Raw genomic sequence first — 14,269 nt, 5'->3', positions numbered from 1 at the left:
CCCTTGCAGCCCCATGGGTGCAAAACCCTCACGGCTTTCGCGCGTCCTACCGCCACGGCTTTATCCAGAGGATCACCATGTCCGGATTGTCTGGCTTCCTCCATGACATCTCACGCTTGCTCAATCAGCTGGTGGCCGGCGACGACTGGCGGCAGGTGGTCCCGCTGGGGCTGGCCGGGGTCCTCGTCTGGCTGCTGTGGCTGTACCGCGCCGTCGCGTCGCGCTTCGCGCACCCGGTGATCAACGACTACCGCACCACCACCTCCGTGGTCGTCCCCTCGTACCGGGAGGACCCCGAGATCCTGATGCGCTGCCTGGACTCGTGGCTGTCGCAGGACCCGACCGAGGTCATCGTCGTCATCGACACCGCCGACACCGAGGCCCAGCGCCGGCTCGCCGCCGTCAACGACCCCCGGCTGCGGGTCATCGTCTTCGAGCACACCGGCAAGCGCTCCGCCCTGGGCGTGGGCATCCGCGCCGCCCGGAACGAGATCCTGGTCTTCGCCGACTCCGACACCTCCTGGGAGCCCGGGCTGCTGGACGCGGTGCAGATGCCCTTCGCCGATCCCGCCGTCGGCGGCGTCGGCACCCAGCAGAACGTCTACCAGCGCGGCACCAGCGTCTGGCGCCGGATCGCCGACTGGCTGGTCAACCTGCGCTACTACGACTACGTCCCGGCGATGAGCCGCAAGGGCGGGGTGATCTGCCTGTCCGGGCGGACCGCCGCCTACCGGCGCTCGGTGATCCTGCCGACGGTGACCAACCTGGAGGACGAGTTCTTCCTCGGCCGCCGCTGCATCGCCGGTGACGACGGCCGGATGACCTGGCTGACGCTGGCCGCGGGCTACAAGACCGTGCACCAGTCCAACGCCCGTGCGATATCCATGTTTCCCGCCTCCTTCTCGGCGTTCGTGAAGCAGCGGGTGCGCTGGAGCCGCAACTCCTACCGCTGCTACCTGACCGCGATCTGGAAGGGCTGGCTCTGGCGCACGCCGCTGATCTCCCGGATCACCGTGCTGCAGATCCTGATCACCCCGATCACCATGGGCCTCACCATCGGCTTCCTGCTGTTCGACCGGCTCGACTACACCCCGCGCGGCTACGTGCTGGCCGCCGCCTGGCTGCTGATCGGCCGAGGCGTCCGCGGCTACTCGCACCTGCGCCGCCACCCCTGGGAGATCCTGCTGCTGCCGCTGACCGCCCTCACCGTCATCATGATCTCGCTCCCGATCAAGCTGTACGCCTTCTGCACCATGAACAAGCAGGGCTGGCTGACCCGCAGTTCGGACCAGATCGGCGGCGCCGGGCAGAGCGCGGCGACGCTGCAGGCGGAGGCGACGATATGAGCGGGCACCCGTCCGGCACCCCCGCGCGGACGGCGGCCGACGCCCGCCGGCTGCGGCTCGGCGCCTCCGCGATCGCGCTGCTGGCCGCCCTCGGCGGCACCGCGCTCGCGCCCGCGCTGCCGCCCAGCGTTCCCAGCGCGCCCACCGCCCGCCCGGCCGGACACCCGGTCGCGCCCGCCCCCGCGGTGGACGCGGCCACGGCGGCGCGGGAGGCGGCCGAGGTCGCCGCCGAATCCCGACGGCTGATAGAGGTACGCTCGGTCTCGGCCAACGCCGCCCTGCACGCCACCCAGGGCGGCAGCCCCTACCGGCTGGCCACCGGCTCCGGCTACACCCTGGTGCTGCCGCAGCGCGCCACCCCGTACACCGTCTCCGACCTGCTGCAACTGGCGCCGCAGACCTTCCTGCGGCTCACCGACGGCTCGTACCTGCTGCTGGAGAACCTCTATGTGGGCCGCGGCGCCACGCTCGACCTGGCCACCCCGCAGGGGCTGACCCTGCGCATGGCCAGCACCGCCACCGGCTTCGTCACCATCGTCTCCTTCGACGGCACGATCAACCTCTCCGGCACGGCCAAGCACCCGATGACGGTGACCAGTTGGGACACCCAGAACGGCGCGGCCGACACCGACCCGACCGACGGGCGCGCCTACATCCGGTCCATCGGCGGCCACTTCAGCATGAGCCACGTGAACGTCTACGACCTGGGCTTCTGGAGCGGCGCCACCGGCGGGATCAGCCTCACCGGCAGCGACCGGCCCACCACCGGCGCGGCCACCGGCAGCAGCACCTACGTGCACGTGCACGAGGTGCACCTGCACGGCAAGGCCAAGAAGGACGCCGGCTCCACGGCCGACGGCGGCACCGGCACCGGCACCGGCGCGGGCACCAATGTGGCGCAGCCCTCCGGCAACCTGGGCAGCGGCTCGGTCACCACCCTGCCCGCCGGGGCGCTCAACGGCACCGGCAGCCAGTACAGCGTCAGCGGCCTGTCGTACGTCTCGGCGAAGATCACCGACTCCCGGGTCACCGGCAACGCCTACGGCATCTTCATCTCCAGCGCCGACGGCATCGAGATCAGCGACACCGACGTCAGCGGCAGCCTGATCGGCGGCGTGGTGCTGCACCGGTTCGCCACCAACGCCGTCATCGACCGGGTCGACTCCAGCAGCAACCACGGCGACGGTTTCGCCATCGCCCGCGCCGCCCAGGACGTCCAGATCGAGGACTGCACCGCCGCGTACAACTCCGGCAACGGCTACACCGTCAACGGCCAGGCGCTCTCCAACGGCCCCTCCGCCTCCGGCGAACCGGAGGGCGCGTACGGCAACAACACCATCGACACCAGCACCACCGCCGACAACGGGCACTACGGCATCGAGGTGCTCGGCGGCATCAAGGTGGACCTGACCCACGACTCGGTCGTCGGCAACACCATGGGCATCGTGGTGCGGCGCGGCGCCAAGCAGGTCGAGGTGGCCGACGACACGCTCACCGCCCAGGAGCGGGAGGGCATTTCGCTGCGCGACGGCGACAGCTCCGACACCGTCACCGGCAACACCGTCCAGGGCGCGGTCACCGGGATCTACGTGCGCGACTCCAACGCCGGCATCACCGGCAACACGGTCACCGGCGCGCAGGAGCACGGCATCACCCTGGTCGGCGGCGTGGCCGGGAGCCGGGTCGAGGGCAACACGCTGACCGGCTCCGGCCCCAGCCCGATCTCCGACTCCCGCGCCCTGGGCGCGGTCGCCGTCGGCCACAACACCACCGGCCGCTGGCACGACACCACCCCGATGTGGACCAGGGTCCGGCGCATGGCCCGGCCGATGACGCTGATCTGGCTCGGGGTCTTCGCGCTGATCGCGCTGGCCGGCCTCAAGGGCCGCAGCGCCCGCCGCCGGAACCGGCACCAGGCCGAGACCCCGGGCGGCTTCATCGGACGCCACCCGTACCAGCACCAGCAGCCGCTGCCCTCGCGCACCGCGCACGAACTCGCGCCGCTGGTCGACGACCGGGCCCTGGAGGCCGCACTGTGACTGCCGGGCTGCCGCCGAAGCCGCTCCACCCGCCCACGGTCGGCATGGGCCCGACCCCGGAGCAGGAGGCGCCCACGACCGCGCTGCCCGCTGCCGGGCTGCCCGCTGCCGTGCCCGACCGGCTGCGCCACCTGCGCGGCTTCCGGGGCGGGCTGGTGCTGGGCGTGATCGGCGCCGCCGCCGTGACGGCCGTGGCCGTGGCGCTGGCCTCCGGCGGCGGCAACAGCCGGCACCCCCGGGCCTCCCACCACGCCGCCGCCCCGGCCGTCCCCTCGGCCTCCCCGCTGGCCACGCCCCCGGCATGCCCAGCGCGGCCCCCGGCGGCTCCGCCGCACCCACCGCCCCGGCCCGGACGACGGCGGTGACCTGCCCGGCCGCGACCGTCTCGGTGAGCACCGCCGCGCAGCTCAGCGCCGCGCTGGCGGGTGCGGCCCCGGGCACCGTCATCGACCTGGCCGACGGCACCTACAGCGGCCAGTTCACCCTCACCGCCACCGGCACGGCCGCGCAGCCGGTGTTCGTCTGCGGCGGCCGGGGGGCGGTGCTGGACGCCGGCGACACCAGCAAGGGCTACGTCCTGCACGTCAGCAACAGCGCGTACGTCCGGCTGGTCGGCTTCACCGCGCAGGACGGGCAGAAGGGCGTGGTGCTGGACAACACCCAGGAGTCGGTGATCCAGGGGCTGTTGGTGCAGCAGACCGGCGACGAGGCGGTCCACCTGCGCGAACACAGCAGCGACAACCTGGTGATCGGCAACACGATCGGCCACACCGGGCTGCTGCGGGCCAAGTTCGGCGAGGGCGTGTACCTGGGCTCGGCCCAGTCCAACTGGTGCACCTACACCGCCTGCCAGCCCGACACCAGCGACCGGAACGTGGTCAAGGACAACGTCTTCACCGACACCACCGCCGAGAACATCGACGTCAAGGAGGGGACCACCGGCGGGCAGATCCTCGGCAACACCTTCGACGGCTCCGGGCTCCAGGCGGACGCGGCCACCGGCTGGGTCAACGTCAAGGGCAACGGCTACCTGATCGAGGGCAACACCGGCCACGGCTCGGACAAGGACGGCTTCCAGACCCACCAGATCCTGCCGGGCTGGGGCACCGACAACACCTTCAGCGGCAACACCGCGATCGTCAACGGCCCCGGCTACGGCTTCCACCTGACGCCCGTGCTGGGGAACAAGGTCACCTGCGACAACAAGGTCCAGGGCGCGGCCAAGGGCCTGAGCAACGTCCCCTGCTCCTGACCCGCTCCCCCGCCCGATCACTGCCCGGCGCGCTGCGGGTCCGCGAGCACCGCACCCTCGGTCGCCTGCAACGCCCTTGTCGGGCAAGGCCGTTCAGGCACCGGCAGCGGTGAGCTGCCCGTCCGCACAGCCGTCGGCGACCGTCGGCGCGCGGCCGGGCAGCGACGACGGTCCGGGCAGCGCCGGGTTCACAGGCACCGGCACCGGCACAGGCACCGGCACCGGCACAGGCACCGGCACCGGCACCGGGGCCTGCACCGGCGTCGGGAGGGGCGTCCGGTGCGCGGCGCGCAGCGCCACCGCGAGCGCGCCCAGCAGCCCGGCCCTCGGGCCCAACTCGCTCGTCAGCACCGGCATCGGACGGGGCATCAGGCGCACCAGCCAGCCGCGTACCGGCTCCAGCAGCTCGGGGCGGGAGCCGATGCCGCCGCCGAGCACGGCCAACTCCGGGTCGAGGACGGCGGCGACCGTGCGGAGGGCCAGTGCCAGCAGCCGGGCCTCCTCGTCCAAGGCCGCCCGGGCGTGTTCGTCCCCGGCGGCGGCTGCCGCGAAGATCTCCGGGACGCCGTGCCGACCCGCTGCCCGGGCGGCGCCGCCCGCGTAGCGACGGGTCAGTCCCTCGCCGCCCACGGCCTCCTCCAGCGGACCCTTGACCTGGTTGGCCGGGTCGAACGGGTCGGCGCCCAGCGGCAGGTAGGCGATCTCCCCGGCCGCGCCGCGGGCCCCGGTGCGCAGCTCGCCGCCGATGACCACGCCCATGCCGATGCCGGTGCCGACCGAGACGAAGACGAACTCCTCGCAGCCCCGGCCGTGCCCGGCCCAGTGCTCGCCGAGCGCGGCGACGTTGACGTCGTTGTCCACGACGACCTGGACGCCCAGCTCGTCGGCGATCTCCCGAGCCACGTCCAGCTCGCCGAAGGAGGGGATATTGGGCGCGAACGCCATCACCCCGGTCCGCCGGTCCAGGGCGCCCGGGCTGCCCAGAGCCAGCACCCGCAGGCCGGGCGCGCCGATCCCCTCGGCTTCGGCCAACTCCCTTGCCAGGCCCACGATCTGGGTGATCACCCACCGCCCGCCGCGCGGATCGGTGGGCACCGTCCGTTCGCGCCGGACGTTGCCGCCGAGGTCGCCGAGCACAGCGCTGATCTTGGTGCCGCCGAGATCCACACCGACGACCGCCCCCGCCACCGGCTCCACCATCGTCCCGCCCGCCCCATCAGTTCGTAAAGTTGCCTAACCAAAATTCCCACCCGCCCCTCCCCCACGTCAAGCCGTGGCACGGAGCCTCGGACGATGCCGCAACGGCACCCGCGGGGAAACCCGCCGGGGAAATGTCGGATATTCACCGCCTGGGCGGCATGGGATGTTTTCACCCGAATCAAAAAGCGCCGCAGAAAACACCGGAACCGGCCCACCACAAAGCATTCGCGGCACCCATCGGAACCCCACTAGGATATCCGAGCCCCAATTTTCAAAGAAATGTGAGCACAGATGCGCCATACCCTCTCCCGGCGATTTGCTCCGATGGTGGCGGGCGCCATAGCCGTCACCGGGCTGTCCGCTCTCGCTGCACCCGCCGCCCAGGCGGCGCTGCCTGGAACGCCCGGTCTGCTCGCGGGCTCCAAGATCCTCAGCGACGGCACGGTCACCACGGCCACGGAGAACCCGGACGGCTCCCGTCTGGTCCTGCACCTGACCTCGACCGGCGGCTCCGACCAGGGCGGCGGCGCGGCCTGGTCGCCCGACGGCACCTCGGTCGTCTACGTCGACGGCGCCCCGGCGGTGGACACCTACCGGCCGAACGGCACCGGCGAGGAGTTCATCAACGACGGCGGCGCCGATCCGACGTACACGCCCGATGGCTCCACGCTCATCGAGGCCCTGCAGAGCAATGTCGACTACACCACCTATCAGTTGGTGTCCACTCCGCCCACGCCGGGCCTGACCGGTGCGGCGGGCCTGAACCAGCCGCCCCCGCCGCCGTGGTTCGCCACGCCCACCGGCGGTTCCGACCGCTACCCCAGCGTCTCCTCGTCCACCGGCGCAGTGGTGTTCGAGCACGACACCAAGGGCGCGTCGGACATCTGGACCGACCACGGCAACCACACCGCCGGGCCGCTCATCCTCAACGGCCACCAGCCGGACGTCTCGCCCGACGGTTCCCGGATCGCGTTCTACCGGCTCGTGGGCGGCTACGACCAGCTGTTCGTCCAGGCCGCTGACGGCTCCGGCAGCGCCACCCAGGTGACCAGCGGTTCCACCAACCACACCTATCCCAAGTGGACCCCGGACGGCCTGGGCCTGGACTACAACGCCAATCCCGGCACCGACTACCTGAACACCGTCGGCCACCACCTGGTGCTCGCATCGGGCCAGGACACGGTCATCCCGGGCGGCCTGTTCTCGGTCACCCAGCAGCCCACCGGCAAGACGCCGCTCGGCATCACCTCGACCTTCCACTCCACCGGTCCCACCCGGGTGCTGGACACCCGCTACGGCACGGGCCAGGTGTCCAAGGGCGCGGTCGCGGCAGGCGGTACGGCCGCGGTCGCCCTCGTCGGCGCCAACGGGCTGCCCGCCAAGGGCGTCACCGCGGTCGTGCTGAACGTCACGGTCACCTCGCCCGCGTCCAGCGGGCACCTGTCGGTGTATCCCGAGGGGACGGCCGTGCCCAGCACGTCCAACCTCAACTGGACCGCCGCCGGCCAGACCATCTCCAACCTGGTCACCGTCCCGGTGGGCGCCGACGGCGAGGTCGACCTGACCAACCAGAGCGGCGGCAGCACCCAGGTCGTGGCCGACCTGCAGGGCTACTACACCGGCGACACCAGCGGTTCGACCTTCACCAGCGTCAGCCCCGCGCGCATCCTGGACACCCGCTACGCGCAGGGCATCGCCACCACCACCCCGATCGACAACAGCACCATCCGGGTGACCGTGCGCGGCCAGGGCGGCGTCCCGGTCGGCGCTGGCGCGGTCGCGCTGAACCTGACCGCGGTGGGCACCACCGGCGCGGGCTACCTGGAGGCCTACAGCGACGGCGCCGCCGCGCCGACCGTCTCCAACGTCAACTGGACGGGCTCCGGGGCGACTCTGGCCGGGCTGGCGATCGTGCCGATCGGCGCGGACGGCAGCGTGGACATCAAGGTCCACGGCGAGGCCAACGTCCTCGCGGACGTGTTCGGCTACTTCGGCGGCTCGCAGACCGGGCAGGACTTCGTCGGGGTCGCGCCCGACCGGCTGCTCGACACCCGCTACGCGACCGGCGTCCCGACCAGGACCCCGCTGCCCGCCGGGCACACCATCGCGCTGCAGGTCACCGGCGGTGCCGGGGGCGTGCCCAGCGGCGTCAACGCCGTCGTCCTGAACGTCACGGTGACCGACACCACCGGCGCGGGGCACCTCACCGCCTGGGCCGACGGCAGCGCCCAGCCGACCTCGTCCAACCTCAACTGGACCGGCCGCGGCCAGACCTTCCCCAACCAGGTGGTCGTCCCGGTCGGCCCGGACGGCAAGGTCGACCTGTACGTCAACAGCAGTGCCGACGTGATCGCCGACGTCTTCGGCTACTACGGCGGCTGACCCTGTCACCGGGCCCGGCGGGTGACCGGCGGGCCCGGTCAGGGGCGGTGCAGGACCATGATCGGGCCGTCCTGGGTGACCAGGCGGAAGCCCTGGGCGCGCAGGGCGGCCAGGTACGGGGGGATGTCGGCCGGGCCGATGGGGCACTGGGGGTCGGTGGTGTCCACGGCCGCCCAGTCGCCCCGGTCGACCTTGGAGCCGACCAGGGTCACCGTGTCGCGCGCGGCCAGCGGGATGACCAGGTCGTTGGTGGCCCGCACCTCCACCCCCGCCGGGACGGCGGCCAGCGCCGTGTGCACCTCCGCCACCCACGCGGGCGCGGAGGTGTAGGTGTCCCGGGTCAGCCAGCCGTAGAGCGGGCGGTGACGGTCCATGCCGGCCGTGGTCACCAGGGCAATCCCGGCCAGGCAGCAGCCGGCCAGGGCCGGCAGCCAGGCGCGGTCGAGCCGGGGGACGAAGCGGCGGACCAGCCGGGCCAGCCGCTGCACGCCGTCGATGGCGCCGATGAAGGTGATCACCATCAGCGGCATGTCGTAGTAGAGGCTGTCCGACCACTCGGTGCTGCGCGAGGACAGCATCCGGGTCACCATCAGCGGCGCGCCCAGCAGCGCGATCGGCGAGGCCAGCACCGTGAACGCGACCGGCTTCAGCAGGTCCGTCCAGGTCTGCCGCTTGACCGGGTCGTCGAACAGCAGGTGCAGGCCCAGCCGAGGATGGGTGGCCAGCTGCGCGACGAGCTGGTTGAAGTTGTCCGCGTGCAGGTTGGCCGCGTAGTCGGCGGCGTAGGTGAAGCCGCCGGGGTTGAAGTGCGGGATGATCACGTCCACGGTCAGCACGAACATGCCCGCGCCCCAGACGATCAGCGCCGCGCCGTGCCGCCACTTGCGGTTGACCAGGGCGAACAGCGCGAACATGATCACCATCGGCCCCATGTCCTCCTTGACGAAGACACCGGAGGCGATGATCAGCGAGGCCGTGGTCCAGCGCTTCGCCAGCGCCCGCTCCAGCGCCCAGGCGATGATCGGCGCGCCGAACATCACCTCGTGCACCGGGAAGGCGATCGAGCCCTGGACGCCCATGCTGGCGAGGTACGCGGCGGCCAGCGCCGAGGCCACCGCCCGTCCCCAGGCGCGCCGGGCCACCAGGTAGACCGGGACCGCCGACGAGCACACCAGCACGACCTGCGCGAACACCAGCGTCAGCGGCGAGTTGTCGACCCACAGCGCGGGCGCCAGCAGCAGGAAGACCGGCGAGAAGTGGTCGCCCAGCTGCGGATAGCCCTTGATCGGGTCGTACGGGAAGCCGTGGAACGCCCAGCCCTCGGCAGCCTGGTAGAAGATCCCCAGGTCGCAGGCGCCGACCTGGAGCTGGGTGTACTGGTGGTAGGCGAAGACGCCGTAGACGGCGATGGCCGCGCCCACCAGCCAGGTGCACGGCGAGACCGCCGCCTGCCGCAGCCGGCGCCGCAGTCGCAGCGCCGGATCCGGGCGGTCCGGGGCGGGATCGGCCCCGGCGGTGGTGGACGGCTCTGCGGACTCGGTGACGGACACGTGCCCCCCGGCTCGCTGCGGTTCGTTCGCGTTCGTCGCATTCGTCCGCGTTCGTTCGCGGATCCCCGGGACGCGAGCGGTCTCCGCCAGATCCTATTGATGCCAGTGAGTCAGGATTGCCGAATCACTGGGTGAAACAGGTAAGAGGATCGGCGCGCCGCGCAGCAAAGAGTCACAGCCCCGGACGACGCCCGCCCCCGCGCGGCACGGCCGACCAGTGAACAGCGGGCGAACGCCTCAGGCCCGGCCCGGGCGTCCGCCCCGCCCCCGCGACCGGCCGCCCGACCGGGCCTGGCTACGCTGACCGGCATGGCGAGAACCCGGCTCTACCGCAACGGCAACCTGGAACAGGAGAACTTCCCGGTCCAGGACATCTCCTCCTATGTCTGCCAACCCGACCTCACCGTGTGGCTGGACCTGTGCGCCCCCACCGCGGCCGACCTGGAGATGATCCGCGAGGAGTTCAGCCTGCACGAGCTGGCCATCGAGGACGCCCGCAACGAGCACCAGCGCCCCAAGCTGGACCGCTACCGCGACCACCTCTTCATGAGCGCCTACGCGGTCTGCACCACGGACACCGGCGTCCTGGAGGCCATCGAGCTGTCGGTGTTCATCACCCCAACGCCCTGATCACCATCCGCAACGACGACCGCTTCACCATGGACCGGGTGGTCGAGCGCTGGGACGACTCCCCCGACCTCGCCAAGCAGGGCGTCGGCTTCCTGCTGCACGGCCTGCTCGACTACCTGGTCGACGGCCACTTCGCCGCCGTCCAGGAACTCGACGAGCGGATAGAGGAGTTGGAGGAGTTGCTGTTCGACGAGAACGACAGCGACAGCCGCGGCATCCAGCGCCGCACCTTCGAGATGCGCAAGAACCTGGTCCGGCTGCGCCGGGTGGTGCTGCCGATGCGCGAGGTCGTCAACTCGCTGCTCCGGCGCGACCTGCACGTGGTCAGCGAGCCGCTGATGCCGTACTACCAGGACGTCTACGACCACGTGCTGCGCGCCACCGAGTGGACCGAATCGCTGCGCGACATGGTGACCTCCATCATGGAGACGCATCTGACGGTGCAGGGCAACCGGATGAACCTGATCATGAAGAAGGTCACCAGCTGGGCCTCGATCATCGCCGTGCCCACCGCCGTCACCGGCTTCTACGGCCAGAACGTGCCCTTCCCGGGCTTCGCCGCGCACGACGGCTTCTACGCCTCCACCTCGCTGATGATCGTCCTGTCGGTGATCCTGTACGCTGCCTTCCGCCGCAAGGACTGGATCTGACGGGCCGAAGCTGAACGCCCGGGGGCGGGTGCGGTGCCGCGGACTGTGGCAGCGCGGTGACACGGCCCGCACAGATCCCGGATCTCCGCGCGGCAGGCTGGTACCCAGCGCCGGGAGCAGGGCGGCCACGGCGACGCACTCCGGCATCCGCCGCCGCCCGCCCGGGGGACCGCCATGTCCGTTCGCACCCTGCTCATCGGCATCGCCGCCGTTGTCCTGACCGCCGCCGCCACCGCGGGCACCGCCGCGCTGCCGACCTCGGCCCACGCCGCCGCCCCGGCCCCGGCCGCCACCCGCGCGGCCGCCGCCCAGCCCCGCTGACGCCGCCGCCCCGGCCCGTCCCCGGTCCGTCCCGGAGCGCCCCGGCCCGTCCCGGACCGCTCGGCAGCGCGTCCGGTCTATACCAATGCCCGGGGCGTGGATACCCTGGCCGGGCGCCCGCAGCCGCGGGTCCGCCCCCTGAGCTGCCGGAGCACCCCGTGGAGTCGTCCGTCCTCGCCTTCGCCACCGACCTGCTGGACGAGGGCGCCGACCACTTCTTCGGCAACCTCACCGAGCGCGCCCGGGTCGGCGGCGTCACGCTCGCCTCCGTCTACCACCAGGCGCGCGACGTCTTCCCGCACAACCCGCTGCGCGCCGTCCGCTACCTGGAACCCGGCGCGGCCTACTTCCGGCCCGATCCGGAGCGCTGGAGCGGCCTGCGGCTGCGCCCGGTGCCGTCCGGCGCCATCGGCGACCGCGACCCCTTCGCCGAGGCCGCGGCGGAAACCCGGCGGCGCGGGCTGAAGCTGCACGCCTGGACCGTCTTCCTGCACAACGACCGGCTCGGCTTCCAGCACCCGGACTGCGCCCCCGCCAACGCCTTCGGCGACCGCGCCCTCACCGAGCTGTGCCCGGCCAACCCCGACGTCCGCAGCTACGTCACCGCGCTGGTCGCCGAGCACGCCCGCTACGGCGTCGACGCCATCCGCGCCGAATCCCTGCACTTCCACGGCCTGCGGCACGGCTTCCACCACGAGCGCTACTTCGAGCAGCTGGGCCCGGTCACCGAGGCCCTGCTCGGCCTGTGCTTCTGCGAGCACTGCCGGGCCCACGCCACCAGCCTCGGCGTCCCCGCCGACGAGCTGCGGCTGACCGTCCGCGACGAGATCCGGCGCAGGCTCGCCGACGAGCAGGCCGCCGCCGAGCCCACCGCACTGGACGCCATCGCCGACGGCGCGCTCGCCGCCTACGTGGACGCCTCCGCCGCCACCGTCACCTCGCTGGCCGCCGAGGCCGCGGCCACCGCCGAGGCCCACGGCATGCGGCTGACCTTCATGGACGCCGACGGCCCCGGCAAGGGCTGGCTCTCCGGCATCGATCTGCCGGCCCTGGCCAAGGCCGTCCCGCAGATCGAAACCCTGGGCTACGTGTCATCACCCGAACGGGTGCGCGAGAAGGTCGCCGCCTTCGCCCTGCACGGCGTCGCGCCCGAGCAGCTGGCGGTGATCCTGCGGCCGATGGCGCAGGACTGCGACGGGCCGGAGAACCTGGCCGCGAAGATCGGCGCCCTGGCCGACGCCGGCGTGCCCGAGGTCGAGTTCTACAACTACGGACTGATGCGGCTCTCCTCCCTGGACCGCATCGGCGCCGCGCTGAACAGCCGCTGAACCCCCGCCCAACTCCCCGGCTCCCCCGCCTGCGGACCGCAGGGCGGCAGCCCGGCGGCAGCGGACCCGCGCGGGCGCGCGCCCGCACCGCGCGACTCGCGGCCGCACCACCGGCCGAGCGCGCGTCGTTGCTGGTCGGAGCGGGTGGAGCGGGCAGCGGGCCGGGCGCTCCCGGGGGACCTGGCTGCGCCCGACCCCCGGGGAACGGTAGGCTTTCCGTGTGATCTTCAAGCGTATTGGTAACGCGCGGCCCTACCCGGATCACGGCCGGGTCAGCACCCGTCAGTGGGCGGACGTGGCCCCCCGTCCCGTGCGCCTGGACCAACTCGTCACCACCAAGGGCCAACTCGACCTGGAGACCCTGCTCGCCGAGGACTCCACCTTCTACGGCGACCTCTTCGCGCACGTGGTGAAGTGGCAGGGCGACCTCTACCTGGAGGACGGGCTGCACCGCGCCGTCCGCGCGGCCCTGCAGCAGCGTCAGGTGCTGCACGCCCGCGTGCTGGAGATGGACTGACCGTCCCTCAGCACCACCCCGCGCTGCGCCCGACCACGGCCGCAGTGCCGGCTCAGCACGGCCTCGCGCCGTCCGTACGCCCCGCCACGGGCCCGCGCCACGCCGCCCGTGTGCCCCCGATACGGCTCTGATGCGCCCTCGATCTGCCCCTGATGCGGCGCGGCGACACCCTTTCGGGTGCGGAAATAGCCCAGATGATGATCCTTTAGTACGCATCGTCCGGTTTCGGCATTAGTGTGGCCGCAGAAGCAGTCGCTCCGTACCCAAGCCCGTACCCAAGCACTGACAGCCCGGCGCAAAGGGGCACTCCGCGGTGAGCATGTTGACTCCACCTGGCCTCAAGGGAAAGCAGTACCGGATCACGGGCACTGCCTATCCACGGCTGCGACGTCCGCGCGAGCGGCGCCGCCACATCCTGATCGCGGTCGCCGGCGTGCTGGCGCTCTCCGTCCTCAGCTGGGGGACGGTGCAGCTGGTCGGCATCTTCAGCGGCGCCCGGCACACCTCGGCCGCCAGGAACTGCGTCCGGGCCGTCGGGGCGGCCGTCCCGGCCTCCGGCGACGGCCTGGTGCTGCCCTCGGCACCGGCCTCGGGCAGGGTGTCCGGCACGGCGTCCGGTACGCCGTCCGGCCGGGCGTCCGGCGCGGCGGCGGTCAGCGGGGCCGGTGCGGCCGCCGCGGGCGCCGGGATCACCGTCAACGTCTACAACGCGACCAACCAGGCCGGCCTGGCCGGGCGCACCGCCGCCCTGCTCAGGCAGCGCGGCTTCACCATCGGCACCATCGGCAACGCCCCGGCACCGCTGCAGAACAAGGTGGTCGGCCCGGCGCAGGTCACCGGCGGCGCGGCCGGGGCCAAGGCGATGGCCGTGCTGCGCTCCGAGGTGACCGGCGCCAAGCCGGTCACCGACCAGCGCAAGGACGCCACGGTGGACCTGGTGCTCGGCAACGCCTTCACCGCCCTGGCCACCCCGGCGCAGGCCGCCCAGGCCCTCGCCCTGGCCACCGCGCCCTCCCCGGCCGCCTCCGCCCACTGCTGAGGCGCCGGCGGAGGC

At 72.6% G+C, this 14,269-nt stretch carries 11 protein-coding genes and 1 pseudogene; 10 read left to right on the top strand and 2 right to left on the bottom strand.

Going from position 1 to position 14,269, the window contains the following annotated elements:
- Positions 1–116 precede the first annotated feature (116 nt).
- From GXW83_RS00890 to GXW83_RS00875, 4 genes are read left to right on the top strand one after another with little or no spacing between them, the layout of a single operon-like run.
- Positions 117–1,346 carry a glycosyltransferase gene (locus GXW83_RS00890; RefSeq protein ID WP_225446669.1) on the top strand — a complete coding sequence of 410 codons (1,230 nt, stop codon included), beginning with the start codon at positions 117–119 and terminating at the stop codon, positions 1,344–1,346.
- Complete coding sequence (locus GXW83_RS00885) at positions 1,343–3,385, top strand: right-handed parallel beta-helix repeat-containing protein (RefSeq protein WP_182440964.1); 2,043 nt, start codon at positions 1,343–1,345, stop codon at positions 3,383–3,385. The genes GXW83_RS00890 and GXW83_RS00885 overlap by 4 nt, the downstream gene beginning before the upstream one ends.
- A complete protein-coding gene (locus GXW83_RS00880; RefSeq protein ID WP_182440963.1) occupies positions 3,382–3,750 on the top strand; it encodes a hypothetical protein in 369 nt (122 codons plus the stop codon). The genes GXW83_RS00885 and GXW83_RS00880 overlap by 4 nt, the downstream gene beginning before the upstream one ends.
- On the top strand, positions 3,687–4,637 hold the full coding sequence (locus tag GXW83_RS00875; protein ID WP_182440962.1) for a right-handed parallel beta-helix repeat-containing protein: 951 nt from the start codon (positions 3,687–3,689) through the stop codon (positions 4,635–4,637). The genes GXW83_RS00880 and GXW83_RS00875 overlap by 64 nt, the downstream gene beginning before the upstream one ends.
- A gap of 93 nt (positions 4,638–4,730) precedes the next feature.
- Here GXW83_RS00875 and GXW83_RS00870 read toward each other — a convergent pair whose 3' ends face one another.
- Positions 4,731–5,837 (bottom strand): ROK family protein, encoded by a 1,107-nt coding sequence (locus GXW83_RS00870; RefSeq protein ID WP_182440961.1) that lies wholly within the window; start codon positions 5,835–5,837, stop codon positions 4,731–4,733.
- A 291-nt stretch (positions 5,838–6,128) separates the two neighbouring features.
- On the opposite strand from GXW83_RS00870, the gene GXW83_RS00865 reads away from it, so the two are divergent.
- Positions 6,129–8,219 (top strand): PD40 domain-containing protein, encoded by a 2,091-nt coding sequence (locus tag GXW83_RS00865; RefSeq protein ID WP_182440960.1) that lies wholly within the window; start codon positions 6,129–6,131, stop codon positions 8,217–8,219.
- A 38-nt stretch (positions 8,220–8,257) separates the two neighbouring features.
- Here GXW83_RS00865 and GXW83_RS00860 read toward each other — a convergent pair whose 3' ends face one another.
- Complete coding sequence (locus tag GXW83_RS00860; protein ID WP_182440959.1) at positions 8,258–9,769, bottom strand: DUF2079 domain-containing protein; 1,512 nt, start codon at positions 9,767–9,769, stop codon at positions 8,258–8,260.
- A gap of 309 nt (positions 9,770–10,078) precedes the next feature.
- Here GXW83_RS00860 and GXW83_RS35205 point away from each other — a divergent pair.
- From GXW83_RS35205 to GXW83_RS00835, 5 genes and pseudogenes are all read left to right on the top strand, one after another.
- Positions 10,079–11,049, top strand: a pseudogene (locus GXW83_RS35205) (magnesium transporter CorA family protein).
- Positions 11,050–11,223: 174 nt separating this feature from the next.
- Positions 11,224–11,370: a hypothetical protein gene (locus GXW83_RS00850; RefSeq protein ID WP_182440958.1), complete on the top strand. Its 147-nt coding sequence runs from the start codon at positions 11,224–11,226 to the stop codon at positions 11,368–11,370.
- 158 nt (positions 11,371–11,528) lie between these two features.
- On the top strand, positions 11,529–12,698 hold the full coding sequence (locus tag GXW83_RS00845) for a hypothetical protein (RefSeq protein ID WP_182440957.1): 1,170 nt from the start codon (positions 11,529–11,531) through the stop codon (positions 12,696–12,698).
- A 220-nt stretch (positions 12,699–12,918) separates the two neighbouring features.
- The gene (locus GXW83_RS00840) at positions 12,919–13,215 is read left to right on the top strand and encodes a type II toxin-antitoxin system VapB family antitoxin (RefSeq protein WP_182440956.1); all 297 of its coding nucleotides are present in this window, start codon (positions 12,919–12,921) and stop codon (positions 13,213–13,215) included.
- A gap of 319 nt (positions 13,216–13,534) precedes the next feature.
- Positions 13,535–14,254: a LytR C-terminal domain-containing protein gene (locus GXW83_RS00835; RefSeq protein WP_182446950.1), complete on the top strand. Its 720-nt coding sequence runs from the start codon at positions 13,535–13,537 to the stop codon at positions 14,252–14,254.
- Positions 14,255–14,269 lie beyond the last annotated feature (15 nt).

This window comes from Streptacidiphilus sp. PB12-B1b (assembly GCF_014084125.1).
Lineage (GTDB): Bacteria > Actinomycetota > Actinomycetes > Streptomycetales > Streptomycetaceae > Streptacidiphilus.
Note: the sequence above shows the minus strand (reverse complement) of the source record. Positions and strands in the feature narration are given on the sequence as shown.